Origin of the sequence: Alysiella filiformis, assembly GCF_014054525.1 — a bacterium.
Lineage (GTDB): Bacteria > Pseudomonadota > Gammaproteobacteria > Burkholderiales > Neisseriaceae > Simonsiella > Simonsiella filiformis.
Map to the genome: position 1 here is coordinate 1,153,778 of NZ_CP059564.1, position 25,663 is coordinate 1,179,440.

Consider the following 25,663-nt stretch of genomic DNA (forward strand, 5'->3'; position numbering starts at 1 on the left):
AACTCAGAGTTTTCTGTTACTGAATTTACGAGCTGCGAACATTTTATTATAAATGTTTTACGCGTCAGGTAAGGATTTTAAATCATGCGTTTTAAAAAAACCGATAAAAACACAAGCAAAGCAGTTGATAAACCAAGCAAAAAAGCAGGTAAATCAGCGCAAAATCTGTCTGGTAAAAACGTTATCGGACTAGACATCAGCCCCAGCCATGTGCGCATGGTTCAAATTTCAGGCAAGAGCCTGAGCCAGATTCAAGTGGAAAAATATGCCATTGAGGCATTGCCACAGAATGTGGTTTCGGGCACTGAGATTACGAATTTTGACACGCTTGTATCTCATTTGCAACAATGTTATGCCAAGATGAAAACAAATTGCAAATCCGTTAATGTGGCAATGCCAGCAGGTGTGGTAACCATTGAAGACAATTTGCCGTTTGCTGAAGGTGGCGATTTGAGTTTACAAGAGTTTGTGGAGTCGGAAGTGAGCCGAGTGGGTGCTTTGGACGACATGAACTACGATTGGAATGAATTGGCACCCTTGTCGGGCGAGCGCGATAAAACCGTTTTGATGGTGGCAGCGCGTGAAGACAGCGTGGCACAATACAAAGACTTGGTTGAAGACATAGGCTTGAATGCCATCAACATTGATGTGGACATTTTTGCCTTGTTCAATGCCTTTGCCTATGTCAATGAAATGCACAATAATGAGTATTTCTACGAACGCATTGCCCTGTTTGATATTGGCGATGTGAATTTAAAAGCCCTGATTATTGAGTCGGGTCGCATTTTGTATCGCCACGAAACCGCATTTGGTTTAGACCAATTGGTACAGTTGATTCAACGCAGCTATCAAACCACCGATGGCGAAGCTTTGGAAATGATTTATGGCAAACGTCAGCGTCCTTCCGATTACCAAGCCACCATTGTGGATTATTTTAATGTGCAAGTGGCACAAGAAATTCAACGCGCCATGCAGTTTTTCTCTACCACCAACAGCGATGACCAAGTGATTAAGCAAATTTTCATTACAGGCAGCGGTTCCATTCCCAATACAGGTTTGGCTCAGGCAGTGCAATTGCAAACCAGTGTACCAACACAGCAACTGGCACCCATTGGCTTGGCAAATGTGAAAGTTAAAGGTGATGTCGCTCAGTTTGAGCAAGATTCGCATTCATTAACCACCGCATTCGGTTTGGCATTAAGGGGATTGATGGCATGATGTTTTACAGGCAGGTTCAAACATTGTCCTAAATTGGGATGGTGTTGTGTATCTGCACAAATGAAATCCAATTTTGTTGCCACGATTGTGTGGCATTTCAACCGAAAAAGGAATTTTTGATGAATTTAATTAAAGTAAACCTGCTTCCCTATCGCGAGATGAAGGAAGCAGCATTGAAAAAACACTTCCAAATGATTATGGCAGTGGGTGCCATTATTGGTGTGGTGGCGGCTGGTTTGATTTATTTGACTTTAAGCCAAATGTTAGAAGCGCAAAATCAACGCAATGCGACTTTGGAAGAAGGATTGGCTGCTTTGGATAAAGACTTGGTTGCCATCAAAGCCTTGGAGCAGCGCAAACACGATTTCTTATTGCGCAAAAGCAAAGTGGAAGAGCTGGACAACAAACGTTTTGAAGGCGCACGCATCATTGACAGTTTGAATCAGTTGGTTCCCGATGGCGTTTATTTGTTGTCTTTGCAAGGCACATACAGTGGCGGTTCGTTGAGCAACGATTACACCATCACAGGTCGTGCTTTAACCGAAAGCAAAGTTGCCATGTTTATGGAAGCCTTGCCCAGTACGGGGGTTTTTAATAATCCCATTTTGGGCAATATCAGGCAAAACGAAGAAGCCAAAGCGCAAGAATTTACGTTAAATACGAAGCTGATTGAGCAAAAACTGCCTGCTCAAAAACCAGCACCAGCCAATGCGGCTTCTGGTGTTGCTCAGCCACAGTAAGAGGTATGAAAAATGAAGAAAAAAAATGAATTGGATATTCAAAAACTGCATTTGGCACCCAAGGCAGTGCAATTTTTGGTTGCCATTATTTTGGCGGTGCTGATTGTGGTAGCTGGCTACTTTGCCCAATTCCAAACCCAATTGGAAGACATTAAGGCTGCCGAAGAAAAAGAAGATGAGTTAAAAACACAGTATGAGCAAAAAGCCATTCAGGCAGCCAGCTTGGAAAGTTTACAGCTTGAACTCAAAATGATTGAAGAATCCATTGAGTATTTGATTAAACAATTGCCGACCAGTGCTGAAATTCCGGGTTTGATTCAGGAGTTGCACAATGCTGCTGCCAATAATGGTTTGAGTTTGTCATCTGTGTTGCCGCAACAATCCCAAGTTGATGGCAATATTGAGCGTTTGCCACATCAAATCAGTGTAACGGGGTCTTATGAACAATTGTCGAGTTTCATGCGTGATGTGGGTAAAATGTCGCGTATTGTGACTTTATCGGGCGTAACGATTACACCGCACTCCAAAAATAAAAATAAATTGACCTTGACTGCCTTGGCAAACACTTATAAGGCAGTAGATGTTCCTAAACCTGCATCTGATGCTGCATCTGGGGCGCAGCCTGCCAACTAAACAGAGGATACCATTATGAAAGTAAAAATTTTATTGTTATCATCCGTGTTGGCTTTAACCGCTTGTGTTGGCGAAGATGATAATTTGCAAGATTGGATGACGCAACAAAAGCAGGCAGCCAAAAGCAAAGTGAAGCAGCCTGTACCACCCGAACCTGTACAACCTGTTACTTATGTTTCACATGGTTTAATCAGCCCACATGAATTTAATGAACGCCGTATGCGTACACCAAGCGGTGGCAGCAGCGCACCCGAAGTGAATCGTGCCAAAGAAGTATTGGAAAATTATCCTTTGGCGCAATTGAAATTTGTGGGTTCGGTTAAATCCGATAAAGGTTTATCGGCTTTGATTCAGGCAGATGGGCATGTTTATACTGTAAAAGTGGGCAACTATATGGGTGAAAATTATGGTCGCGTAAGTGCCATTTACCAAGACCACATCATCATTACCGAAAAAGTTGAAAATGCCGATGGTGGTTGGGACAATCGCCACATTCAATTGGGTGCCAATGGCGTGGTTGCTGATGCAACAGATGAAACAGCCAAATAATTGATAAATTAAACGAGGTTATTTTTTATGAAACCAAATTTCACCAAAACCGTTGCTGCTTTAAGTTTGGGCATGGCAATTCAGGCAGCCTTTGCGGGCAACATTACCGACATCAACGTATCGGTATTGCCCAATCAACAACGTGTGATTAAAGTTAAATTTGACCGTGATGTGGTTGAGCCAAGCGGTTTTATCACAGGTTCGCCTGCGCGTATTGCATTGGATTTCCCCAATACCGATATGCAATTATCACAAAACACATTGTCTTTTAATGATTCTTTGCTCAATCAAGTGGTGGCGGCACAAGCAAATGGTCGCACGCGCGTGTTGTTGGGTTTGACAAAAGAGGGCGAATACAACACCCAAGTTAAAGGCAATGAAGTGTGGGTGTATGTGAATGAAGCCAGCAATGCTGTGGCATCATCAGGTACACAAACAGCAGGCAGCTATGCCGCCGCCAGCAATGCGCCTTTGAATATTGATTTCAATAAAGGTGCAAATGGTTCAGGTGTGATTAAATATTCATTGGACCCACGCGCCGATGCCAAAGTGCAAGTACGCAATGACCGTTTAATCATTACCATCAAAGATTACCCCATTGCAACACAAGACCAAAAAAATCTTGATGTAACCGATTTTTCTACGCCTGTGCGCAATATTGTGGCGCGCCGTTTGGGTGGCGATACACAAATTACCGTTACCATGCAAGGTGCTTGGGAACACCGTTTGAACAAGAGAAGTGGCTACAATGAGTTGATTATTGTGCGTGGCGACAGCACTTCTTCTCGTGTGGCACAAGCCAAACAACAAAAATTTACGGGTAAAAATGTTTCCTTGGATTTCCAAAATGTGGATGTGCGTACCATTTTGCAAATTTTGGCAAAAGAATCAGGCACAAACATTGTGGCAAGCGACAATGTTCAAGGGCAAATGACTTTGGTGCTGAAAGATGTGCCTTGGGATCAAGCATTGGCAATTGTGATGGACGCGCGTGATTTGGGCATGAAACGCAATGGCAATGTGATTAATATTGCACCACGCAAGGACATCTCTGCTCAAGAACAATCCATTTTGGAAGACCAACAAAAATTGGAAAATATGGCGCCCTTATTGACGCGCAATTTCCAATTAAAATACAAGAAAGTGGAAGAGTTCAGAGAAGTGTTGAAAATTACCGATGGTGGTTCGGGTGGCAATAATGGTCGCAACAGTATTTTGAGTAGTCGCGGTAGTGTTTTGATTGACCCTGCAACCAATACTTTGATTGTAACCGACAATGCCACGGTAATTGCCAAATTTGAAAAATTGATTGATGAGTTGGATAGATTGTCTGACCAAGTGATGGTGGAAGCGCGTATTGTGGAAGCGGAAGATACCGTGAGCCGTGATTTGGGCGTGAAATTTGGTTTCAGCCGCGTGGGTCGTACAGGCTGGGGCAATACTTGGGACAATGCAATTAATAACCGCAATGTGGTTTCGGGTACAGGTGCCGTACACACATTGGGTTCTAATGTGAATTTGCCTGTATCGGCGGCAACCAGTTCCATTTCTTTGGTGCGTTCTATTTCGTCTGGTGCTTTGGGTTTGGAAATTTCGGCAATGGAAACGGATAACCGTGCCAAAACGATTTCCAGTCCACGTGTTTTAACGCAAGACCGTAAGGCTGCTGAAATCAAACAAGGTTTCCAAATTCCTTATCAAACCCGTGATGCAAATGGTGCTTATACCACTGCATTTAAAGACGCGGTATTGAGTTTGAAAGTAACGCCAAATGTTACACCTGACCGCAAAATTTTGTTGGACATTGCCATCAATAAAGATGATGTGAGTACGGCATTTACCAATTTAGATGGTGAACCTGCGATTTCCACCAAACAAGTTACCACACAAGCGATTGTGGAAGATGGTGGCACTTTGGTTGTAGGTGGTGTGTATCAAGAACGATTGGGTAATGTGGTTAGCAAGGTACCTGTTTTGGGTGATTTGCCTGTGTTGGGTAATTTGTTCAAGTCTCGTCAGAGAAAGAACGAGCGCAATGAAGTGCTGTTCTTCATTACCCCACGCATTATGGGTGCGGAAAGCAGTGTGATGCGCTACTAATCACTTTGATTTTGCGTTAATTTGCGTTAAAATGCCTGCTATGGATAAATTCATAGCAGGCAATCTTTTTTTGGTCGGTTTGATGGGTGCGGGCAAAACCACTTTGGGCAAGCAATTTGCCAGTTTGCACGGCAGCCGTTTTTATGACAGCGACCAGTTTTTGTGTGAAAAAACGGGTGTGAGCATTCCCACCATTTTTGAGCTGGAAGGCGAAGTGGGTTTTCGGGAACGTGAAAGCGCGGTTATTGATGAATTGACGCGCTTGGACAATATTGTGTTGGCAACGGGTGGTGGTGCGGTTTTGCGCGCGGATAACCGAGCCATGTTGCGTGAACGTGGTACGGTGGTTTATTTGCATGTGCTGCCTGAAACGCTGATTGCGCGAACGGGCAATGACCGCAATCGCCCTTTGTTGCAAGTGGCTGACCCACTTCAAAAAATGCGTGATTTGTATGCTTTGCGCGACCCCATTTATCGTGAAGTGGCGCATGTGCTTGTGGACGTGGGCAATGAATCTTTGCATGAAACGTTTGCAAAATTGCAAAGTGAATGGGTTAAATTGAATATGAACTAGCAAAAAAGCGTTTCAGGCTGCCTGAAACGCTTTTTTTTGCCTTCGGCGACTGATTTTTAAAAAAGTAAGTCAAATAATTTAAAGCTGAACGGTTTCATTTTAAGCCTGAAAATTTTGCAAACCGATTATTGAACGAACGTCAAGGCGGATTTCATATCTGCCCCTTTTTACGTTATGGCGTCATGTTTTTTCAGGCTGCCTGAAATGCTTTTTTCTTTAATGCGGTAAAATCGGTGTATCGCTGTTGCCACTTGGCAAATTGCTGCCATATTTGCGATGGGCGCAAACAAAAATCATCAAAGCCAATAAAGCCAATGCGCTGCTGACCCACGCAATATTGCCCAAGCCCGAATGTTTCATCACCATGCCACCCAGCAATGCGCCGCCACCTATGCCAATATTGAAAATGCCCGAATAAATGGCGGTGGCAACATCGGTGGCATCGGAGGCGTATTGCAACACGCGCACCAGCATGCTCAACGTTAAACACCCTATGCCCAAACCCCAAGTGATGACCACGGCAAACAGGGCAGGGGGGCTGCCTGAAAAAGGCAGCAACACCACCAGCGACAACATCATCAACACCAATGCGGCAACCATAAACGCATACGGCTGCCGTTGATGAAATCGCCCAAACAACCAACTTGCCACCATGCCCGATATGCCAAACATCAGCAAAATGACGGTGGTCATATTGGGATTGATGTTGCCAATTTGCAACATAAATGGCTCAATGTAGCTGTATGTGGTGAAATGGGCGGTTACGCCAATCGCGGTAATCGCGTAAATGCTCAACAACATGGGGCGTTGCGCCAAAAGCGGCAGACTTTTCAGGCTGCCTGAATTTTCGCTGGGCAATTTGGGCAACAATTTCCAAAGTAAAAACAAAATGATGAGTGCCATTATCGCAATCACCACAAAAGTGCTGCGCCAGCCCAGCATTTGTCCCAAAATCCGCCCCAAAGGCAAACCCAAAATCATCGCCAACGAACTGCCCATAGACAGCCAACTCAATGCCAACTGCTCCTTGCCTTTGGGCGCAACACGCATGACCAAAGCCGCCGTAATCGCCCAAAACACCGAATGCGCCAATGCCACCACAATCCGCGCCAACAGCAGCACTTCAAATCGCCACGCCAGCACCGTCAAAATATGCCCCACAATGAACACGGCAAACAACACAATCAGCAAACGGCGGCGTTCCCATTTGGCGGTCATCAGCATAAAGGGCAGCGACATCAGGCTAACCGTCCACGCATACACCGTCATCATCAAGCCCGTGTCGGCAACGGGCATGGCAAAAGTCGCGCCAATATCTGAAAGCAATGCAACTGGAATAAATTCGGTGGTGTTGAAAATAAATGCCGCTACCGCCAACGCCAACACGCGCCACACGCCAGCTTGTTCTTCATTTTTGATTTGAAACATATTGATTTTGATTGATAAAAGTTTGTGAAAGGCAAGGGTTGGTGCTTTTCAGGCAGCGTTGTGATTTTTTATGCGCTTGCCCAAAAGCCTGCCTGAAAAAAAGTTTTGTATTATACGCCTTTGTGCTTTGATATAATTCGTTTTTTAAAATAAATTGAAACAATCATGTCCAAAAAATCCAAAACAGAACTGGAAAACAACAAACTAAACAAACGTTTACGCCATGCCGTTGGCGATGCGATTAACGATTTCAACATGATAGAACACGGCGACAAAATCATGGTCTGCCTGTCGGGTGGCAAAGACAGCTACGCGCTTTTGGACATTTTGCGCCAATTACAAGCGTCCGCGCCCATTGATTTTGAACTGATTGCCGTGAATCTTGACCAAAAACAGCCCAATTTTCCCGAACATGTGCTGCCTGAATATTTGCAAAGCATAGGCGTGCCATACAAAATCGTGCAAGAAGACACCTATTCGGTGGTCAAGCGCGTGATTGAAGAGGGCAAAACCACCTGTTCGCTGTGCAGCCGATTGCGGCGCGGTGTGCTGTATCGCACCGCCAAAGAATTGGGTTGCACCAAAATCGCTTTGGGGCATCACCGCGATGACATTTTGCAAACCCTGTTTTTGAACATGTTTTACGGTGGCAAACTCAAAGCCATGCCGCCTAAGCTGGTGTCGGACAATGGCGAACACATCGTCATTCGCCCTTTGGCTTATGTGAAAGAAAAAGATTTGGAACGCTATGCCGAGCTGAAACAGTTTCCCATTATTCCGTGCAATTTGTGCGGTTCACAGCCGAATTTGCAACGCCAAGTGATTAAAGATTTGCTCAACGATTGGGACAAGCGTTTTCCAGGGCGGATTGAATCCATGTTTTCCGCTTTGCAAAATGTGGTGCCATCGCATTTGGCAGATACGGAACTGTTTGATTTTGCAGGATTGCAGCGCGGTCAAAATTTGAAACACGGTGGCGATTTGGCATTTGATGGCGAAGAGATTTCATTTTCAGGCAGCCTGAACCGCGATGACGATGAAAACGAAACCCCATCGCCCAAAAAAATCATCAACATTTTGGCAAGCAAGCCCAAAACAGCTTGCGGTTGAAATTCAGGCAGCCTGCAAACCCAAAAATAGGAAAAAATCATGATAAAAGAAATGCTTGGGGCATTGCCCTTTATGACCGATGCCCGCACCCAGTTGATGATGGACGCATTCATGCCCATGCTCAAAGCAGGGGTGTTGGTGTCGTTTCCCTTGGCGATTGCCTCGTTCATTTTCGGCATTGCCATAGCCGTGGGTGTGGCGTTGGTGCGCGTGTCGCCATCGGAACATTGGTGGCACAAAATTCTGCTGCGTTTAACGCAAATCTACGTTTCCATTATTCGCGGTACGCCCTTGCTGGTGCAAATTTCCATTGTGTTTTACGGGCTGCCTGCGCTGGGCATTTTCATTGACCCCATTCCCGCCGCGATTATCGGATTTTCATTGAATACAGGGGCTTACGCATCGGAAACCATACGCGCCGCCATTTTGTCTGTACCCAAAGGGCAATGGGAGGCAGGTTTTTCCATCGGCATGACGTATATGCAAACCTTTCGCCGCATCATTGCGCCACAAGCCGTGCGCGTTGCCGTGCCACCGTTGAGCAATGATTTTATTGGTTTATTCAAAAACACCTCGCTGGCATCGGTGGTAACCGTTACCGAAATGTTCCGCGTGGCGCAACAATATGCCAATTTGTCCTACGATTTTTTGCCGATTTACATTGAAGCGGCGGTCATTTACTGGTGTTTCTGCATGATTTTATTCAAAATTCAAGCCAAAATTGAACAACATTTCAACCGCCACATTGCGCGATAAGGAAAACATCATGATAAAAATCAGAAACATACACAAAACATTCGGCAACAACACCATATTGCGCGGCGTGGATTTGGACATCATCAAAGGACAAGTTGTCGTGATTTTAGGGCCTTCGGGTTCGGGCAAAACCACCTTTTTGCGCTGCCTGAACGCGCTGGAAATTCCCGAACAAGGCAGCATCAGCTTTGAACACGACCCCAAATTAAGCCTTGATTTTGCACAAAATCCCAGCAAAAAAGACATTTTGGCATTGCGCCGCAAATCGGGCATGGTGTTTCAACAATACAATCTGTTTCCACACAAAACCGCGCTGGAAAATGTGATGGAAGCCCCCGTGCAGGTGCAAGGCAAATCGCCCGAACAAGCCAGCACTTTGGCATTGAATTTATTGGAAAAAGTGGGTTTGGCAGACAAAGCCGATTTGTATCCCCACCAATTATCGGGTGGGCAGCAACAGCGCGTGGGCATTGCGCGGGCATTGGCATTGCAGCCCACACTCATGCTGTTTGATGAGCCAACTTCCGCGCTAGACCCCGAATTGGTGCAAGATGTGCTGGCAACCATGAAAGAACTCGCCAATGAAGGCTGGACGATGGTGGTGGTAACGCACGAAATCAAATTTGCGCTGGACGTTGCCGATGTGGTGGTGGTCATGGACGGTGGCACGATAGTGGAACAGGGTTTTCCAGATGATTTGTTTGCCAATCCGCAACACGAACGCACACGCAGCTTTTTGAGCCGAATCAATATGGCAAAATGATTTTCAGGCAGCCTGAAATGCCGAACGGACGGCAATTCAGGCTGCCTGAAATATATTTTGGGTAGCAATTTTTAGCTGTTCAAACCCTTTTTGTCCAAATAGCTTTCATAATCGCCCAAATAATATTCATAGCCACCTTTGCCATCTAACTCAATGATTTGCGTAGCCAAAGACGACACAAACTGGCGGTCATGCGACACAAAAATCAGCGTGCCTTTGTATTTTTCCAAAGCCATGTTCAGCGATTCAATGCTTTCCATGTCCATGTGGTTGGTGGGTTCGTCCATAATCAGCACATTCGGTTTCAAAAGCAACAACTTACCGTAGAGCATGCGCCCTTTTTCGCCACCTGACAACACCTTCACTTGCTTGACCACATCGTTGCCGCCAAACAGCAAACGCCCCAAAGTACCGCGAATCACTTGTTCATCATCGCCTTCTTGTCCCCATTGGCGCATCCATTGGGTCAAATCCATTTCCACATCAAAATCGTTTTCGTGGTCTTGCGGATAATAGCCGATGGTTGCTTTTTCAGCCCATTTAATGCTGCCTGAATCGGCTTGCACATCAGAATATTGCGCGTCAAACGCCCCAGCCAGCAATTTCAGCAAAGTGGATTTACCTGCACCGTTTGGACCAATAATCGCCAAACGCTGTCCTGCTTCCAAAATGAAATTCAATTTTTCAAACAAAGTGTTATCAAAAGATTTGGACAAGTTTTCCACTTCCACCGCTTGACGGTGCAATTTGTTTTTCTCGTCCGTTTCAAAGCGGATATAGGGATTTTGGCGCGTAGAAGGTTTCACTTCCACCATTTCCGCCTTGATTTTGTCCGCCTGTTTCAAACGCGAAGTGGCTTGACGCGCTTTGGATTTGTTGGCAGAGAAACGCGCCACAAACTCTTGTAATTCTTGCAATTTTTCTTTGGCTTTGGCATTGTCTTTCAAAGCACGTTCGCGTGATTGTGCGCTTGCCAGCATGTAATCATCGTAGTTACCAGGGTAGATGGTAATGGTGTTGTAGTCCAAATCCGCCATGTGGGTGCAAACTTCGTTCAGGAAATGGCGGTCGTGGCTGATGATAATCATGGTGCTATCATATTGATTTAACATATTTTCCAGCCAGCGAATGGTGTTGATGTCCAAGTTATTGGTCGGCTCGTCCAGCAGCAAAACATCGGGTTTGGAAAACAGGGCTTGCGCCAGCAACACGCGCAATTTAAAACCAGGGGCGACTTCCGCCATGGTTGCGTTGTGCAAATTCTCTTCAATGCCCACACCCAGCAACAATTCGCCTGCACGGGCTTCGGCGGTGTAGCCATCGTATTCGGCAAATTTGGCTTCCAAATCAGCCGCTTTCATGTAATCTTCATCGGTGGCTTCGGGGTTGGCGTAAATGGCATCGCGCTCGGTCATGGCTGCCCACATTTCGCTGTGTCCCATCAACACCACGTCCAACACGCGCATTTCTTCGTAGGCGAATTGGTCTTGGCGCAATTTACCCAAGCGTACGCCGTGTTCAATCGCCACTTCGCCGCTTGTTTGCTCCAAATCGCCGCCCAAAATTTTCATAAACGTGGATTTGCCCGAACCGTTTGCGCCAATCAAGCCGTAGCGGTTGCCTTCGCCAAATTTCACGGAAACGTTTTCAAATAAAGGCTTTGCGCCAAATTGCATGGTGATGTTGTTGGTGGAAATCATGGTTTTAATCTCAATAAAATACTTATAAATATCAAAATAATGAAATGGCTTGATTTTAACACAATTTATGCTGCAAAACCGATTTTGCCACCATTCAATCCTGATTTATCCTGCATTTTTATTTTATAGTCAGTTAAAATAAGAATAGGACACTAACGTATCAGTAAAATGCCTTCCACTAGGTAAAATGGCTCGCATATATCTCTTGATGTTTGCCCATGTCCGTTCTATGGGATTAAGCTCTGGTGAATAAGGTGCAAGCGGCAAGATTTTATGCCCCCATTTGTGCGCCATTTCACGCAAAATACCCATACGATGAAATCGTGCATTATCCAAAATAATGACAGATTTTTTATTTAAAATAGGCAATAAACATTGCTCAAACCATGTTTCAAAAAAAGCACTGGTCATTGTGTTTTGATAAATCATAGGGGCAATCAGTTTGTTGCCGACTTGTGCGGCAACAAGCGATAAGCGTTGGTACTTTTTACCACTGATTTGGGCTTTGATGACCTGCCCCTTTGGGCTACGCGCATAAGGACGAAATAAGTAAGTATCAAATCCCGTTTCATCCAAATAAACACGCTGATAGTCAAAAAATTCAGCCAGTTGATTTAAATAATCTTTTACTTTATTTGGGTCTTGTTCTTTGTATGTGGTGGTCTTTTTTTACGCGTGATACCTATTCTTTTGAGTGCATAAAAAATGGCTGATTTTGAACAATTAAAATGTTCAGCTATTTCATGCAAATAAGCATCAGGGTGTTGTTGTATATGTTCAGCCAATTTTTGGCTGTTCAATTTATTGGCATTTTGCCCCTTTACTTGATGATTTAAGCTGCCTGTTTGCGCTTTCAAGCGTATCCATAGGTAAAGCGTATTTCTGGATATTTGGTAAGCTTGGGCGACTTTACTGATATTTTTGCATTGTTCATAATAGCTTAATGCTTTATTTCGCAGTTCTGTTGAATGTGCCATTTTTTAATCCTAAAAATTAGGGTATTGTACTATTTTATTTTGAATTGACTATAATGATTGCCCCAATCCCAAATCAAGTTGATGTGATTGCTTAATGGCATTGATGAATGAATATGCTTGAAAAATGAAGATGATGCTTGCCTCCATAAGCATTTTGGGTTATTTTATTCCCTTGTAGTAGGTTAAAATTAAATGGTTCATTTTATGATATGAATATTTTGAATGGAGTACTCCCAAAATGATGAACAAAATCTGGCAAGCTGTATTGGGCATGGTATTTTTATTGGGTGGATTAACCCACCCTGTTTATGCCAATCATCTTTCTGAAAATCAGGAAATCACATTGGTTTTGCTGAGACATGGGGAAAGCACATTTAACTTGGAGAAACGCTTTTCAGGTTGGAGTAACATTGATTTGACCCCAAAAGGTGTTTTGCAAGCCCAAAAAGCGGGCGAACAAATGAAAAAGGCAGGCTTAAAATTTGATGAAGTCCACACCTCTGTCTTGCAACGTGCCATCAAAACCGCATGGGCAAGCATGGCTGTGATGGGCGATGTGCATACCCCACAAACGGGATACTGGCGTTTAAATGAACGTCATTATGGCGATTTAGAAGGCAAAACCCATGCGGAAATGATTGCCAAAGAAGGCGAGAAAAAAGTCAAAACATGGCGCAGAAGTTTGGATGTTGCGCCACCGCCTTTGTCCGATGGTGATGTGCGTTCGCCCGCTCGTGAAGCCCAATATGCCCATATTGACCCACGAATTTTGCCCAAAGGCGAAAGTTTGCAAGATACGGTAACGCGCATTGCCCCTTATTGGAATGACCATTTGCGTCCTGCTTTGTATCAAGGTAAAAATATTTTGGTGGTTTCCCACAGTAGCGCATTAAAAGCATTAACTTATTGGATTGAAAACGATATTCAACCCAAAGATTTGCCAACACTGGAACTGCCCAATGCCACGCCTGTGGTTTATCGTTTAAAAATCAAGGGCAATCAAATTCAAATCGTGAACAAAGCCATTTTGGGTAAAGCCGATTCTGAATGATTTTTTTACCGTGATTATCCATAATCTGTATTGATTGATTGTTTTGGCAAGTTAAATCAATACAGATTATTTTGTTTGGGCATTAAGGCTGCCTGAAAGGGTAGGGCTGCCTGAAATATTGTAAAATGAGAATTTTGCGTTTATGGGGACATGAGAATGAGAAATGGAAAAATCTTTTTAATGATGAGTGTGTTGCTGTTGGCTGCTTGTGCCAAGCCCGTCCAGTCTACCCAACATCGCACCACATGGCAAATGGACACGCCACAACACATGTTGAATTTGATTAACCAAGCCCGTTCGCAAGCGCGAAAATGTGGCAATCAGCATTTTGCCGCCGCACCGCCTTTGGCTTGGAGTGTGAAATTGGAACGCGCTGCCACACTACACGCACAAGATATGGCAAAACACAATTATTACAGCCACATAGGTAGAGACCAAAGCACATTTGCCCAAAGGATTCAGGCGCAAGGCTATCAATATTCTGGCATTGCTGAAAACATTTACGCCCACCCCATGACCGCAGAATTGGCAATGGAAGGCTGGCTGAAAAGCGAGGGGCATTGTCGCAATTTGATGAATCCGCAATTTACCCATGTGGGTATGGGCATGGGCTACAATCCCAATTCAGATTGGCAAACCTATTGGGTACAAAATTTCGCCCACCCTTTGCGATTTGAATGAAAACAGGCTGCCTGAAAACCCATTTCCCTGTTTTCAGGCAGCCTGATTTTGGCAATGTAAAATGAATTAATCAAAAATATTTTTTAACCAAAGCATCGTAAACGCCATTGGCTTTAATGATAGCCAAGCCCTCATTCAGTTTTTTCAATACAGCTTGATTGCCTTTTTTCACGACAAAAGCCAGTGATTTTTTCTTCTCACCAATGTCGATGGATTTGGTTTTCATGCCATGCTCTCGGGCATAATAGCCCAGTACCAAATCTTGCCCAAATACGCCATCTGTTTGACCTGCATAAACATTTTTTAAAGCCAAATAGAAAGTATCGGCAGGAATAGCCAAATCGGGCGAACCTGTCAATTGCCCCACCACTTGTGGCGCAGATTTGCTGTATTTACTGATACTGATTTTTTTGCCTTTTAAGCCACTGGAATCTTTAATAGCAGCATTTTTCTCATTATCCAACACATAAACCACATTTTGTACTTGCAAAAAAGGGTCGCTGAAATCTGCCACATCAGCATCTTTATCAGAAATGGTAAAGCTGGACGACCACACATCAAAATTACCTGCACTTAATGTTTCACGCCACATTTTTCGTTCGGTATGGACAATATGAACATTAAATTGAGCTGCTTTTGCCACTTCTTTCATTAATTCAACTTCAAAGCCAATGGGTTGTCCTGATTCGTCTTTATGTTGAAAGGGTGGATAACTGGCTTCTGTTGCCACCATCAATGTTTGCCAATTGGGATTGGATTCATTACTGGCTGTGGCAGAAGCCGCATGAGATGTCGCTGCAACAGGAGACGATGCAGGTGGATTCTCTTTGGGAGGTTCGGTGGTTGTATTGCCATTGCACGCCATTAAAAAACCAGACAACGTGCTGATAAGAAAAATGTTTTTGAACATCGTATTCACTCCTGATGGGTATTTTAAGATAAGGTATTTTTGCGAAATTTTAATACAATTTAACTTAAATGAATAATATTTTTTCTTAAATTGAATCAGTCTGCTTATTAGTGAATTTTGATACAGATAAAAATCAAAAGCTGCCTAAAAACCAGTTTCCCAGTTTTCAGGCAGCCTGAATTTCAAATTAACGGTATGTGGGGATTAGAAACCGCCCATGCCACCCATACCGCCCATGCCACCCATATCAGGTGCAGCAGGTTTGTCTTCGGGAATGTCGGCAATCATGCACTCGGTGGTCAGCATCAAGCCAGCGATAGAAGCCGCGTGTTGCAAAGCAGAGCGCGTTACTTTTGCAGGGTCAAGCACGCCCATGGCAATCATGTCGCCATAAGTGTCGTTGCCTGCGTTGTAGCCGAAGTTGCCTTCGCCTTCCAACACTTTGTTCACCACAACAGACGCTTCGCCGCCCGCATTGGCAACGATTTGACGCAATGGCGATTCCACCGCACGCAACACGATTTTCACGCCAGCTTCTTGGTCGGCATTATCGGCATGCACTTTGGTCAAAGCCGCACGCGCGCGCAACAATGCCACGCCACCGCCAGCCACCACGCCTTCTTCCACAGCCGCACGGGTTGCGTGCAAAGCGTCATCAACGCGGTCTTTTTTCTCTTTCATTTCCACTTCGGTTGCCGCGCCCACTTTAATCACAGCCACGCCACCAGCCAATTTGGCTACGCGCTCTTGCAATTTTTCTTTGTCGTAGTCGCTGGTTGCCACTTCAATTTGTTGGCGGATTTCGGCAACACGCGCATCAACATGGGCTTTGTCGCCAAAACCGTCAATGATGGTGGTGTTTTCTTTTGAAATTTCAATGCGTTTGGCTTGACCCAAATGCTCCAAAGTGGCGGCTTCCAAAGTCAAACCCACTTCTTCGGCAATCACGGTTGCGCCAGTCAAAATGGCGATGTCTTGCAACATGGCTTTGCGGCGGTCGCCAAAACCAGGGGCTTTCACGGCAACGGTTTTCAAAATGCCGCGAATGCTGTTTACCACCAAAGTCGCCAAGGCTTCGCCTTCCACGTCTTCTGCGATAATCAACAAGGGGCGTGAAGTTTTGGCAACTTGCTCCAATACGGGCAACAAATCGCGGATGTTGCTGATTTTTTTGTCAAACAACAACACAAATGGGTTGTCCAAACCAGCGATTTGTTTTTCCACATCGTTCACGAAATAAGGCGACAAGTAGCCACGGTCAAACTGCATGCCTTTAACCACTTCCAACTCATTTTCCAATGATTTGCCGTCTTCTACGGTAATCACGCCTTCTTTGCCGACTTCTTGCATTGCGTCTGCGATGATTTTGCCGACTTGTTCGTCAGAATTGGCGGAAATTGAGCCAACTTGGGCGATTTGTTCGTAGGTTTCGCAAGGTTTGGCGATGTTTGCCAATTCGTCCACCAAGGCGGCTACGGCTTTGTCAATGCCGCGTTTCAAGTCGGTGGGGTTCATGCCTGCGGTAACGTATTTCATGCCTTCGGCAACAATGGCTTGTGCCAATACGGTGGCGGTGGTGGTGCCATCGCCTGCCACATCGTTGGTTTTGGACGCAACTTCTTTAACCATTTGTGCGCCCATGTTTTCAAATTTGTCTTTCAATTCAATTTCTTTTGCCACAGACACGCCGTCTTTGGTGATGTGGGGGCCGCCGAATGAACGGTCAAGCACCACATTGCGACCTTTCGGGCCCAAAGTTACGCGCACGGCATTTGCCAATACGTTTACGCCATTGACCATTTTGGCACGAACGTCTGTGCCGAATTGTACGTCTTTTGCTGCCATTTTATTTTTTCCTTTAAATTCAATTTGTTTCAATGAAATGTGTGTTTTCAGGCTGCCTGAAACACCTAGCGGTGGGCAAAATTGTAGGGTGCAACTTGTTGCACCATTTTGTGCTAATTCGCTGTTTTTTCGGTGCAACAAGTTGCACCCTACGCGAATATTTTTTACTTTCAGGCTGCCTGAAAAATCAAGCAATCACGCCAAAAATGTCTTCTTCTTTCATCACCAGCAATTCTTCGCCGTCCACCTTCACGGTTTGACCTGAATATTTGCCGAAAATCACTTTGTCGCCCACTTTCACGTCCAAAGCGCGGCGGTTGCCATCGCGACCGATTTTGCCTTCGCCAACCGCAATCACTTCGCCCATATCGGGTTTTTCGGTTGCGCTGGGGGCTAAAATGATGCCAGAGCTGGTTTTTTCTTCGGCTTCCAAGCGTTTAATCACGACACGGTCGTGTAAAGGACGAATTGTCATCATCGTTCTCCAAAATATGAATAAGGGTTAAAAAAGGTTTACGTTTCGCTAAATAGGGCTGCCTGAAAATATTTCAAGGGCTGTTGTGTAAATTTTGTTTCAGGCTGCTTGCTGGGGGTGCCGCGCGCTCAAAGCGTGGGTGTGGCGGCGCAACGCCACGTTGCCAACGCTGCGGAAAATGTGCTTTTGGGCTGCCTGAAAGGTGGACACGGCGCGTGAGAATGCTAAAATCATTCTTTTTTACAAAAATTGACGAATATGAACGCGATGCCCACATTAGCCACAGTAGATTTAGGCTCCAACAGTTTCCGTTTGCAAATTTGCCAAAATAACAACGGTCAGCCACAGGTTATTGAAAACATTAAGCAAATGGTGCGATTTGCAGGCGGCTTGGACGCGCACAAAAATTTGGACGCTGCCAGCCAACAACGCGCTTTGGCGTGTTTGGCGCAATTTGGCGAGCGTTTGCGCGGCTTTTCGCCTGAAAATGTGCGCGTGGTTGCCACCAACACTTTTCGTGTTGCGAAAAACATTGGCGAATTTCTGCCAAAGGCGGAGGCGGCTTTGGGCTTTCCCATTGAAATCATTGCGGGGCGCGAGGAGGCGCGTTTGATTTACACGGGGGTGGTGCATACTTATCCCAATAATGGTCAAAAAATGCTGGTGATTGACATTGGTGGTGGCTCTACGGAATTCATTATTGGCAGCGATTTGCAGCCTGAACACATGGAAAGTTTGCCTTTGGGTTGTGTAACCTATTCTATGCGCTTTTTTCAGGGCAAAATCAGCCAAAAGGATTTTCAGGCTGCCATCAACACGGCACGCGCTGAAATTCAACGCATCAGCAAATTGTACAAACGTGCAGGTTGGGACATTTCCATTGGCACATCGGGTTCTGCCAAGGCGATTGCGAATGTGATTGCGGCACACGGTTTGGCGGAGCGTGGTATCACATTGTCTGCCATGCAAAAATTGGCGGACAAAATCATTGCCGAAGGCAGCGTGAAAAAAGCCAAATTGGAGGGCTTGAAACCCGAACGCATTGAGGTGTTTGCAGGCGGTTTGGCGGTGATGATGGCGGCGTTTCAGGAGTTGGACATCAAGGAAATGGTGTTTACCGAAGCGGCTTTGCGCGATGGCTTGTTTTTTGATTTTATTGAAAGAAATTTGGACAGCGACATGCGCGAAGAAACCGTGATTCAGTTTCAAGAACGCTATCATGTGAGCAAAAATCAGGCAGCGCGTGTGGCAAAATTGTCGGCACAGTTTTTTACGGGTTTGTCGCAACACATTACGGTGCAAGCCTTTGAATATTGGTCGGATTATGTGCGTTGGGCGGCGTTGTTGCACGAAGTGGGTTTGGATATTGCCCACACCGCTTATCACAAGCATTCGGCATACATTTTGGCGCAAGCGGATATGTCGGGTTTTTCGCGTCCTGAACAGGATTTGTTGTCCAAGCTGGTGTTGGCGCAACGTGGCGATTTGAAAAAAATGACGGAAATTCAAAACGATAAAATGAGTTTGTGGCACGCGATTTTTGCTTTGCGTTTGGCGGTGCTGTTTTGCCGTGCGCGTTTGCCTTTGGCTTTGCCTGCCAATATGGCGTTGTCGCACAGCGATGAGCAGGGCTATGTGTTGAAAATCGCGCAAACTTGGCTGGACGAAAACCCTTTAACTTCATCGGCTTTGGAAAGCGAAACCCAGCAATGGCAGGCTATTGGCAAAACTTTTACGGTTTTGGCAAATTGATGTGCAGGCGGGCTTGGGGCGCGATGGGTGCGCCAAAAGCCTGCTTGTAACACGCCAAAATTGACACAATGCCTTGATAATACTACAATCGCGTTTTTTCCCAATTCTGTGCCGTTTCAGGCGAAGATTTCCCTATTTTGTATTTTTTTTTCCATCACAAACGTTTCAGGCAGCCTGAAACGCTTTTTCACGAAAACTTTTCAATCATGCACGTTTCTGAACTTCAAACCAAACACATTACCGAATTGCTTGCCCAAGCCGAACAAATGGGCATTGAAAACGCCAATCGCTTACGCAAACAAGACCTTGTTTTTACGATTGTGCGCGAATTGATGAAAGATGGGCAGGAGTTTATCTGCTCGGGTACGCTGGAAACGCTGCCCGATGGCTATGGCTTTTTGCGTAGCCCCAGCACTTCTTATTTGGCTTGCCCCGATGACATTTATGTGTCGCCCAATCAAATTCGCCGTTTCAATTTGCACACGGGCGACACGATTGAAGGCACGGTGCGCGTCCCCAAAAACGATGAAAAATATTTTGCGCTGGTGCGTTTGGACACCGTTAATGGCGACCACCCCGAAGCCTGCCGCCACAAAGTTTTATTTGAAAACTTAACGCCCTTGTTTCCCACCAAACAGCTTAAATTGGAACGCGACATTCAGGCAGCCGAAAATTTAACAGGGCGCATTATTGACCTGATTTCCCCCATTGGTTTGGGGCAACGCGCCTTGTTGGTTGCGCCACCCAAATCGGGCAAAACCGTGATGTTGCAAAACATCGCCCACGCAATTACGGCAAACAATCCCGATGTGGAATTGATTGTGCTGCTGATTGACGAACGCCCCGAAGAAGTTACCGAAATGACGCGAAGTGTGCGCGGCGAAGTGGTGTCGTCCACATTTGATGAGCCTGCCCAACGCCACGTTCAAGTTGCCGAAATGGTGATTGAAAAAGCCAAACGCATGGTGGAACACAAAAAGACGTGGTCATCTTGCTGGACAGCATCACGCGATTGGCGCGCGCCTACAACACGGTTGTGCCAACTTCGGGCAAAGTGCTGACGGGCGGTGTGGACGCCAATGCCTTGCATCGTCCCAAACGCTTTTTTGGCGCAGCGCGTAATGTGGAAGAGGGCGGTTCGCTGACCATCATCGCCACCGCTTTGGTGGACACGGGCAGCCGCATGGACGATGTGATTTTTGAAGAATTTAAAGGCACAGGCAATATGGAGCTGAATTTGGAACGCAGGCTGGCTGAAAAGCGCGTGTTTCCCGCCATCAACATCAACAAATCAGGCACGCGCCGTGAAGAATTGTTGGTGTCGCCCGACCAGTTGCAAAGAATGTGGCTGTTGCGCCGCTCGCTGCATGGCATGGACGATATTGAAGCGGCAGAATTTTTGCTCAACAAATTGAAAGAAACCAAAAACAATGCCGAATTTTTTGATGTGATGCGTGGCGGTTCAGGCAGCCGCGTTGCGCCCAAACCCTCTGCCAGCAGCAAAAACAGCGACAGCACCACCACCACCACGGTGCGGCGCGGTCGCAAGCCCAAAGCGGTAAGCGAGTAAGCACGTTTCAGGCAGCCTGAAAGTCCCAGTGGACGGCAAACCACATCAAATTGTTCAGGCAGCCTGAAAGTCCTAGCGGACGGCAAACCACACCAAATTATTCAGGCAGCCTGAAAGTCCTAGCGGACGGCAAACCACATCAAATTGTTCAGGCAGCCTGAAAGTCCTAGCGGACGGCAAACCACATCAAATTGTTCAAGCAGCCTGAAAACCTTTTTTTGACATTTTTTTTGACATTATTTTTTTAGGATACACACACATGGCATTTGCCTCTTTATTCACATTATTGGACGACATTGCCGCGATTATGGACGATGTGGCAGTGATGACCAAAATGGCAGCCAAAAAAACCGCAGGCGTGGTGGGCGATGATTTGGCGTTAAACGCCAACCAAGTTACAGGCGTACGCGCCGAACGCGAATTGCCGATTATTTGGGCGGTGGCAAAAGGTTCGCTCATCAACAAATTGATTTTGATTCCTGTGGCATTGATTTTGGCGGTGTTTGCGCCCGTTTTGATTGTGCCGTTGTTGATGTTGGGTGGGGCATATTTGTGTTTTGAAGGCGTGGAAAAATTGTGGCACAAATTCGCCCACCGCCATCATCACGACACCGAAACCACCACGCAGCCAGAAAACGAATCCACCAGCGAAGCCGACAAAATCAAAGGTGCCATTCGCACCGATTTCATTTTGTCTGCCGAAATCATCATCATCGCGCTGGGCGTGGTCAAAGACTACGACACCATGGTCAAGATTTTGGTGCTGTTTGCCATTGGCGTGGGCATGACCGTGCTGGTGTATGGCTTGGTGGCAATTTTGGTTAAATTGGACGATTTTGGTGCCTATTTGGTGCGTCAAGGCAAAGCCAAATTGGGCAATGCGCTGTTGTGGTTCATGCCATGGTTTATGCGCGGATTGAGCGTGGTGGGGACTTTGGCGATGTTTTTGGTGGGCGGCGGCATTTTTGTGCATAACTGGGGCTGGTTGCACGAAACTTTACACGCGCTGCATTGGGACAGTGGCATAATGGAAATGTTGAGCAGCTTGGTGGTGGGTTTGCTGGTGGGGGCGATTTGCTGTGCGATTGTGTTGCCCATCATGAAATGGCGCGAACACAAATCGCCCAATTAACGCGATAAAGATTTTCAGGCAGCCTGAAAACGCTTTGCGAGTATGATGTAATTTTAATTTTTATGGAAAACAAAATGACAACCCTACAAAACGACACCTTTCTCCGCGCCCTGTTGCGCCAACCCGTTGAATACACACCCATTTGGATGATGCGCCAAGCAGGACGCTATTTGCCCGAATACCGCGCAACCCGCGCCCAAGCAGGCGGTTTTTTGGATTTGTGCAAAAACACCGAATTGGCAACCGAAGTAACCATTCAGCCGCTTGAACGCTTTGATTTGGACGCAGCCATTTTGTTTTCCGACATTTTGACCGTGCCAGACGCAATGGGCTTGGGTTTGTATTTTGAAACAGGCGAAGGACCAAAGTTTCAGAATCCCATTCAAAATGAACAAGCTGTGAGCCAGTTGCGTGTGCCTGATATGGCGAATTTGCGCTATGTGTTTGACGCGGTGGCGTCCATTCGCAAGGCTTTGAATGGGCGTGTGCCTTTGATTGGCTTTTCAGGCAGCCCGTTCACTTTGGCTTGCTATATGGTGGAAGGCGGTGGCAGCAAAGAATTTCGCACCATCAAATCCATGATGTACAGCCGCCCCGATTTGCTGCACAAAATTTTGGACGTGAACGCCCAAGCCGTAACCGCCTATTTGAACGAGCAAATCGCACACGGCGCACAAGCGGTACAAATTTTTGACACTTGGGGTGGCGTGTTGAGCCACACCGCATTCCGCGAGTTTAGCTTGCAATACATGAAACAAATCGTAAGCGGATTAAAACGCGAAAACGAAGGTCGCCAAGTGCCTGTGATTGTGTTTACCAAAGGCGGCGGTCAGTGGCTGGAACATTTGGCAGATTGTGGCGCAGACGCTTTGGGCTTGGATTGGACGACCGATTTAGCGCAAGCCCGAGCGCGTGTGGGCAACAAAGTCGCTTTGCAAGGCAATTTTGACCCATTCGCGCTGTTTGGTTCGCCCGAGCATATCCGCACCGAAGTCAGCCGCATTTTGGGCGAATTTGGACACGGCACGGGACACGTTTTCAATTTGGGACACGGCATCAACCAACACACCGACCCCGAACACGCCAAAATTTTGGTGGACGCGGTGCATGAATTGTCGCGCCAGTATCATCAACAATAAAAACATTTCAGGCAGCCTGAAACCTTTGCAAAACCCGATTTTTTGAACTTTTTTGAAAAATAAATTTATTAAAATTCAATATATTGAAATTTTAAAAAATCAAATTTTAGGCGTTTTGCAAAGGTCTCAGCCTTACAGTACACGACAATTTTTGATGTTGCCACAAACCCACTCCCTCCCCCTATGAAAGGGGGAGGGCTGGGGTGGGGGTTAGAGACCCAAAGCACCACACCCTAACCCTCCCCCGCCAGACGGGGGAGGGGATAGATTGCAGGCAGCCAAACCATTTTTGTCGTGTGGCGCATGGGGGTATTGAAAGGCAGCCCGTTATCCCCATTATCGTATTTTTAGGAGAACAATTTTATGGCACAACATCACAAATTGATTATTTTGGGTTCGGGGCCTGCGGGTTATTCGGCGGCGGTGTATGCGGCGCGCGCGAATTTGCAACCCGTCATCATCACAGGCATGGAGCAGGGCGGACAACTGATGACCACCACCGAAGTGGACAACTACCCCGCTTTTGCCAATGGCGTACAAGGTCCCGAATTGATGCAACATTTCTTGCAACATGCCGAGCGTTTTGGTACACAAATCGTGTTTGACCAAATCAATGCGGTGGATTTGCAACATCGCCCCTTTACACTCAAAGGTGACATGGGTGAATACACTTGTGATGCCTTGATTGTGGCAACGGGCGCGTCTGCCAAATATTTGGGTTTGCTCAGCGAACAGCAATTTGCGGGCAAAGGCGTGTCAGCTTGTGCCACTTGTGATGGTTTCTTTTATAAAAACCAAGATGTTGCGGTGGTAGGGGGTGGCAACACTGCGGTGGAAGAAGCCTTGTATCTGGCAAACATCGCCAAAACGGTTACGCTGATTCATCGCCGCGACACGTTCCGCGCCGAAAAAATCATGGTGGAAAAACTGATGAAGCGCGTGAGCGAAGGCAAAATCATCTTGAAAACCAACGCGCAACTTGCCGAAATTTTGGGCGATGACAAGGGCGTAACAGGCGCACGTTTGCAAAACAACGATGGCAGCAGCGAAGACATTGCCGTGCAAGGCGTGTTCATTGCCATTGGACACAAACCCAACACCGACATTTTTAAAGGTCAGCTTGATATGGACGAAGCAGGCTACCTGAAAACGCGCGGCGGCAACGATGGCAATGTGGGCGCAACCAATGTTGAAGGCGTGTGGGCGGCTGGCGATGTGAAAGACACGGTGTATCGCCAAGCCATTACCAGCGCGGCCAGCGGTTGTCAAGCAGCTTTGGACGCAGAACGTTGGTTGGACAGTTTAAATTGATGTTTCAGGCAGCCTTTTGGGGGAAAATTTGCCCCAAAGCTGCCTGAAAAACCATTTTCAAAACCAAAAGGAAATTGTGATGAAATTGGCACATTTGGCTGTGGCAAGCGCAGCCGCTTTAATCTTAATGGCTTGCACATCGGAACAGGAAAAAGCCCAAAGCGCACAAAATGAAGCGGCACAATCGGCTTTGCTGTGCCAAGACCCTGCTGTTGCGCCCAATGTCCGTGAAAGTTTGCAAAAAATGGTGCGCGATGAAGCCTTGAAAATTGCAGGCAGCAATTATCCCGATTTGGTGGATGCCGACAAATTGGTGGCTGCCGCAGGTTTGTTGGAAATCAATTTGCAGCAAATTCAAAATCAAAATGGGGCGTGTTCGGCAGAATTGTTGGTGGGCATTCCCAAGCGCATTGTGAACGTGGCGCAGCAAAATGCGATTATTTTGGATATGGATAAACCCAACGCGATTATCAAACAACGCTTGTCGCAACACGCCACGCAAATTGATGAACGCACGTTAAGTACCCACCTTGCCTACACGGTAACACATCAAAATCAACAATTTGCCATTACTTACAACGACACCACTTTAAGCAGCATAGGCACGGCTTTGGCGATTGCCTTGCAGCCTTATGGCGTGAAAGACATGTTGACCATCAACGGCAAAACCATCAGCCGCGAACAAGCCATTGAGTTGATTAAAAATCCCAAGCCTGCCGCGCCGTCTGCACCCGAAGTGGCGGTTAAGGAAGTGCCAACCATTTCACAGGCTGCCAGCGCACCTGCCAAACCGCACACACCGCCACCTGCCGCGCCCCAGCCTGAAACCAACACCGTTCCCGATACAGCACAATCGGACAACACCATTGCTGCCGAACAGTTGGCACAAGCCGAGCAAGAACACAAACGTGCCGACACCGAAATCAAACAAGCATGGCGCAAAATTGACCCTGCCATTCAACAAACTTTGGTGGAAGAGCAAAAAACGTGGGAAAGCCAAAAACGCCAACGCTGCCTGAAAGCCGCCGCCCAAGGCAACAGCGACCGCGAAAGCCATTATTTGCACATGCAATGCGATACCAAACTCACATACGAACGCATTAAATATTTGAATGGATACAGCATTCAGGAATAAAAAAGCATTCAGGCAGATGGCATTTTTGTTTAACGCCAGTTTGGGATAAAAGTGATTGAACAATTTCAGTAACTTTGCTCCCTCTCACTGTGGGAGAGGGCTGGGGAGAGGGTA

General features: G+C 46.3%; 23 protein-coding genes and 1 pseudogene. 17 read left to right on the top strand and 7 right to left on the bottom strand.

The annotated features are described in order from the left end of the window. Positions 1-84 precede the first annotated feature (84 nt). The 6 genes from pilM (at position 85) to H3L97_RS05765 (ending at position 5,814) form a co-directional block, all read left to right on the top strand. Positions 85-1,218: a type IV pilus biogenesis protein PilM gene (pilM, locus tag H3L97_RS05740; protein WP_097115006.1), complete on the top strand. Its 1,134-nt coding sequence runs from the start codon at positions 85-87 to the stop codon at positions 1,216-1,218. 119 nt (positions 1,219-1,337) lie between these two features. Then, on the top strand, positions 1,338-1,958 hold the full coding sequence (locus tag H3L97_RS05745) for a PilN domain-containing protein (protein WP_097115020.1): 621 nt from the start codon (positions 1,338-1,340) through the stop codon (positions 1,956-1,958). Positions 1,959-1,970: 12 nt separating this feature from the next. After that, the gene (locus tag H3L97_RS05750; protein ID WP_097115007.1) at positions 1,971-2,591 is read left to right on the top strand and encodes a type IV pilus inner membrane component PilO; all 621 of its coding nucleotides are present in this window, start codon (positions 1,971-1,973) and stop codon (positions 2,589-2,591) included. Between the two features lie 15 nt (positions 2,592-2,606). Beyond that, entirely contained in the window at positions 2,607-3,140 is a 534-nt protein-coding gene (locus H3L97_RS05755) for a pilus assembly protein PilP (RefSeq protein WP_097115008.1), read from the top strand. Between the two features lie 27 nt (positions 3,141-3,167). Beyond that, positions 3,168-5,240 carry a type IV pilus secretin PilQ gene (locus H3L97_RS05760; protein WP_097115009.1) on the top strand — a complete coding sequence of 691 codons (2,073 nt, stop codon included), beginning with the start codon at positions 3,168-3,170 and terminating at the stop codon, positions 5,238-5,240. A 31-nt stretch (positions 5,241-5,271) separates the two neighbouring features. Next, positions 5,272-5,814, top strand: a complete 543-nt coding sequence (locus H3L97_RS05765; RefSeq protein WP_097115010.1) for a shikimate kinase — start codon at positions 5,272-5,274, stop codon at positions 5,812-5,814. A gap of 216 nt (positions 5,815-6,030) precedes the next feature. Here H3L97_RS05765 and H3L97_RS05770 read toward each other — a convergent pair whose 3' ends face one another. Continuing rightward, positions 6,031-7,242 (bottom strand): sugar transporter, encoded by a 1,212-nt coding sequence (locus H3L97_RS05770; protein WP_097115011.1) that lies wholly within the window; start codon positions 7,240-7,242, stop codon positions 6,031-6,033. A 165-nt stretch (positions 7,243-7,407) separates the two neighbouring features. Between H3L97_RS05770 and ttcA the strand changes: the two genes are divergently transcribed. Genes ttcA through H3L97_RS05785 form a run of 3 tightly spaced genes read left to right on the top strand, consistent with a single transcriptional unit; the run spans position 7,408 to position 9,871 of the window. Further along, entirely contained in the window at positions 7,408-8,352 is a 945-nt protein-coding gene (ttcA, locus tag H3L97_RS05775) for a tRNA 2-thiocytidine(32) synthetase TtcA (protein ID WP_097115013.1), read from the top strand. A gap of 39 nt (positions 8,353-8,391) precedes the next feature. Beyond that, entirely contained in the window at positions 8,392-9,108 is a 717-nt protein-coding gene (locus H3L97_RS05780; protein ID WP_097115014.1) for an amino acid ABC transporter permease, read from the top strand. Positions 9,109-9,118: 10 nt separating this feature from the next. Further along, positions 9,119-9,871, top strand: a complete 753-nt coding sequence (locus H3L97_RS05785) for an amino acid ABC transporter ATP-binding protein (RefSeq protein WP_097115015.1) — start codon at positions 9,119-9,121, stop codon at positions 9,869-9,871. 71 nt (positions 9,872-9,942) lie between these two features. On the opposite strand, the gene H3L97_RS05790 is transcribed toward H3L97_RS05785, so the two are convergent. Both H3L97_RS05790 and H3L97_RS05795 read right to left on the bottom strand, forming a co-directional pair. Beyond that, positions 9,943-11,571 (bottom strand): ABC-F family ATPase, encoded by a 1,629-nt coding sequence (locus tag H3L97_RS05790; protein ID WP_097115016.1) that lies wholly within the window; start codon positions 11,569-11,571, stop codon positions 9,943-9,945. A gap of 129 nt (positions 11,572-11,700) precedes the next feature. Then, positions 11,701-12,548 (bottom strand): IS630 family transposase gene (locus H3L97_RS05795; protein WP_182073071.1). Its coding sequence is split into 2 segments (ribosomal slippage): positions 11,701-12,233 and positions 12,233-12,548, totalling 849 coding nucleotides; the frame shifts between segments, so codons are not numbered across the junction. Positions 12,549-12,786: 238 nt separating this feature from the next. Here H3L97_RS05795 and H3L97_RS05800 point away from each other — a divergent pair. Both H3L97_RS05800 and H3L97_RS05805 read left to right on the top strand, forming a co-directional pair. Further along, positions 12,787-13,599, top strand: coding sequence for a 2,3-bisphosphoglycerate-dependent phosphoglycerate mutase (locus H3L97_RS05800; RefSeq protein WP_097114993.1), 813 nt, complete (start codon positions 12,787-12,789; stop codon positions 13,597-13,599). Between the two features lie 156 nt (positions 13,600-13,755). Then, positions 13,756-14,280, top strand: coding sequence for a CAP domain-containing protein (locus tag H3L97_RS05805; RefSeq protein ID WP_179655891.1), 525 nt, complete (start codon positions 13,756-13,758; stop codon positions 14,278-14,280). A 70-nt stretch (positions 14,281-14,350) separates the two neighbouring features. On the opposite strand, the gene H3L97_RS05810 is transcribed toward H3L97_RS05805, so the two are convergent. From H3L97_RS05810 to H3L97_RS12030, 4 genes are all read right to left on the bottom strand, one after another. After that, positions 14,351-15,190, bottom strand: coding sequence for an ABC transporter substrate-binding protein (locus H3L97_RS05810; RefSeq protein ID WP_097114991.1), 840 nt, complete (start codon positions 15,188-15,190; stop codon positions 14,351-14,353). 204 nt (positions 15,191-15,394) lie between these two features. Further along, complete coding sequence (gene groL / locus H3L97_RS05815; protein ID WP_034296174.1) at positions 15,395-17,035, bottom strand: chaperonin GroEL; 1,641 nt, start codon at positions 17,033-17,035, stop codon at positions 15,395-15,397. A 187-nt stretch (positions 17,036-17,222) separates the two neighbouring features. Beyond that, the gene (locus H3L97_RS05820; protein WP_097114990.1) at positions 17,223-17,510 is read right to left on the bottom strand and encodes a co-chaperone GroES; all 288 of its coding nucleotides are present in this window, start codon (positions 17,508-17,510) and stop codon (positions 17,223-17,225) included. 99 nt (positions 17,511-17,609) lie between these two features. Beyond that, positions 17,610-17,744 (bottom strand): hypothetical protein, encoded by a 135-nt coding sequence (locus H3L97_RS12030; RefSeq protein WP_257011033.1) that lies wholly within the window; start codon positions 17,742-17,744, stop codon positions 17,610-17,612. Positions 17,745-17,768: 24 nt separating this feature from the next. On the opposite strand from H3L97_RS12030, the gene ppx reads away from it, so the two are divergent. The 6 genes and pseudogenes from ppx (at position 17,769) to H3L97_RS05850 (ending at position 25,549) form a co-directional block, all read left to right on the top strand. After that, entirely contained in the window at positions 17,769-19,262 is a 1,494-nt protein-coding gene (ppx, locus tag H3L97_RS05825; protein WP_097114989.1) for an exopolyphosphatase, read from the top strand. 206 nt (positions 19,263-19,468) lie between these two features. Further along, a pseudogene (rho, locus tag H3L97_RS05830) lies at positions 19,469-20,832 on the top strand (transcription termination factor Rho). A gap of 259 nt (positions 20,833-21,091) precedes the next feature. After that, complete coding sequence (locus H3L97_RS05835; RefSeq protein ID WP_097114987.1) at positions 21,092-21,964, top strand: DUF808 domain-containing protein; 873 nt, start codon at positions 21,092-21,094, stop codon at positions 21,962-21,964. 74 nt (positions 21,965-22,038) lie between these two features. After that, on the top strand, positions 22,039-23,103 hold the full coding sequence (gene hemE / locus H3L97_RS05840) for a uroporphyrinogen decarboxylase (RefSeq protein ID WP_097114986.1): 1,065 nt from the start codon (positions 22,039-22,041) through the stop codon (positions 23,101-23,103). Positions 23,104-23,466: 363 nt separating this feature from the next. Further along, positions 23,467-24,414 (top strand): thioredoxin-disulfide reductase, encoded by a 948-nt coding sequence (gene trxB, locus H3L97_RS05845; protein WP_097114985.1) that lies wholly within the window; start codon positions 23,467-23,469, stop codon positions 24,412-24,414. A 79-nt stretch (positions 24,415-24,493) separates the two neighbouring features. Next, positions 24,494-25,549 (top strand): lysozyme inhibitor LprI family protein, encoded by a 1,056-nt coding sequence (locus H3L97_RS05850; protein ID WP_143269195.1) that lies wholly within the window; start codon positions 24,494-24,496, stop codon positions 25,547-25,549. Positions 25,550-25,663 lie beyond the last annotated feature (114 nt).

What these genes read in the sequence shown, in the direction of transcription:
- pilM (WP_097115006.1), top strand. Translation starts at nt 85, where the DNA reads ATGCGTTTTAAAAAAACCGATAAAAACACAAGCAAAGCAGTTGATAAA.
- H3L97_RS05745 (WP_097115020.1), top strand. Translation starts at nt 1,338, where the DNA reads ATGAATTTAATTAAAGTAAACCTGCTTCCCTATCGCGAGATGAAGGAA.
- H3L97_RS05750 (WP_097115007.1), top strand. Translation starts at nt 1,971, where the DNA reads ATGAAGAAAAAAAATGAATTGGATATTCAAAAACTGCATTTGGCACCC.
- H3L97_RS05755 (WP_097115008.1), top strand. Translation starts at nt 2,607, where the DNA reads ATGAAAGTAAAAATTTTATTGTTATCATCCGTGTTGGCTTTAACCGCT.
- H3L97_RS05760 (WP_097115009.1), top strand. Translation starts at nt 3,168, where the DNA reads ATGAAACCAAATTTCACCAAAACCGTTGCTGCTTTAAGTTTGGGCATG.
- H3L97_RS05765 (WP_097115010.1), top strand. Translation starts at nt 5,272, where the DNA reads ATGCCTGCTATGGATAAATTCATAGCAGGCAATCTTTTTTTGGTCGGT.
- H3L97_RS05770 (WP_097115011.1), bottom strand. Translation starts at nt 7,242, where the DNA reads ATGTTTCAAATCAAAAATGAAGAACAAGCTGGCGTGTGGCGCGTGTTG.
- ttcA (WP_097115013.1), top strand. Translation starts at nt 7,408, where the DNA reads ATGTCCAAAAAATCCAAAACAGAACTGGAAAACAACAAACTAAACAAA.
- H3L97_RS05780 (WP_097115014.1), top strand. Translation starts at nt 8,392, where the DNA reads ATGATAAAAGAAATGCTTGGGGCATTGCCCTTTATGACCGATGCCCGC.
- H3L97_RS05785 (WP_097115015.1), top strand. Translation starts at nt 9,119, where the DNA reads ATGATAAAAATCAGAAACATACACAAAACATTCGGCAACAACACCATA.
- H3L97_RS05790 (WP_097115016.1), bottom strand. Translation starts at nt 11,571, where the DNA reads ATGATTTCCACCAACAACATCACCATGCAATTTGGCGCAAAGCCTTTA.
- H3L97_RS05800 (WP_097114993.1), top strand. Translation starts at nt 12,787, where the DNA reads ATGATGAACAAAATCTGGCAAGCTGTATTGGGCATGGTATTTTTATTG.
- H3L97_RS05805 (WP_179655891.1), top strand. Translation starts at nt 13,756, where the DNA reads ATGAGAAATGGAAAAATCTTTTTAATGATGAGTGTGTTGCTGTTGGCT.
- H3L97_RS05810 (WP_097114991.1), bottom strand. Translation starts at nt 15,190, where the DNA reads ATGTTCAAAAACATTTTTCTTATCAGCACGTTGTCTGGTTTTTTAATG.
- groL (WP_034296174.1), bottom strand. Translation starts at nt 17,035, where the DNA reads ATGGCAGCAAAAGACGTACAATTCGGCACAGACGTTCGTGCCAAAATG.
- H3L97_RS05820 (WP_097114990.1), bottom strand. Translation starts at nt 17,510, where the DNA reads ATGACAATTCGTCCTTTACACGACCGTGTCGTGATTAAACGCTTGGAA.
- H3L97_RS12030 (WP_257011033.1), bottom strand. Translation starts at nt 17,744, where the DNA reads ATGATTTTAGCATTCTCACGCGCCGTGTCCACCTTTCAGGCAGCCCAA.
- ppx (WP_097114989.1), top strand. Translation starts at nt 17,769, where the DNA reads ATGAACGCGATGCCCACATTAGCCACAGTAGATTTAGGCTCCAACAGT.
- H3L97_RS05835 (WP_097114987.1), top strand. Translation starts at nt 21,092, where the DNA reads ATGGCATTTGCCTCTTTATTCACATTATTGGACGACATTGCCGCGATT.
- hemE (WP_097114986.1), top strand. Translation starts at nt 22,039, where the DNA reads ATGACAACCCTACAAAACGACACCTTTCTCCGCGCCCTGTTGCGCCAA.
- trxB (WP_097114985.1), top strand. Translation starts at nt 23,467, where the DNA reads ATGGCACAACATCACAAATTGATTATTTTGGGTTCGGGGCCTGCGGGT.
- H3L97_RS05850 (WP_143269195.1), top strand. Translation starts at nt 24,494, where the DNA reads ATGAAATTGGCACATTTGGCTGTGGCAAGCGCAGCCGCTTTAATCTTA.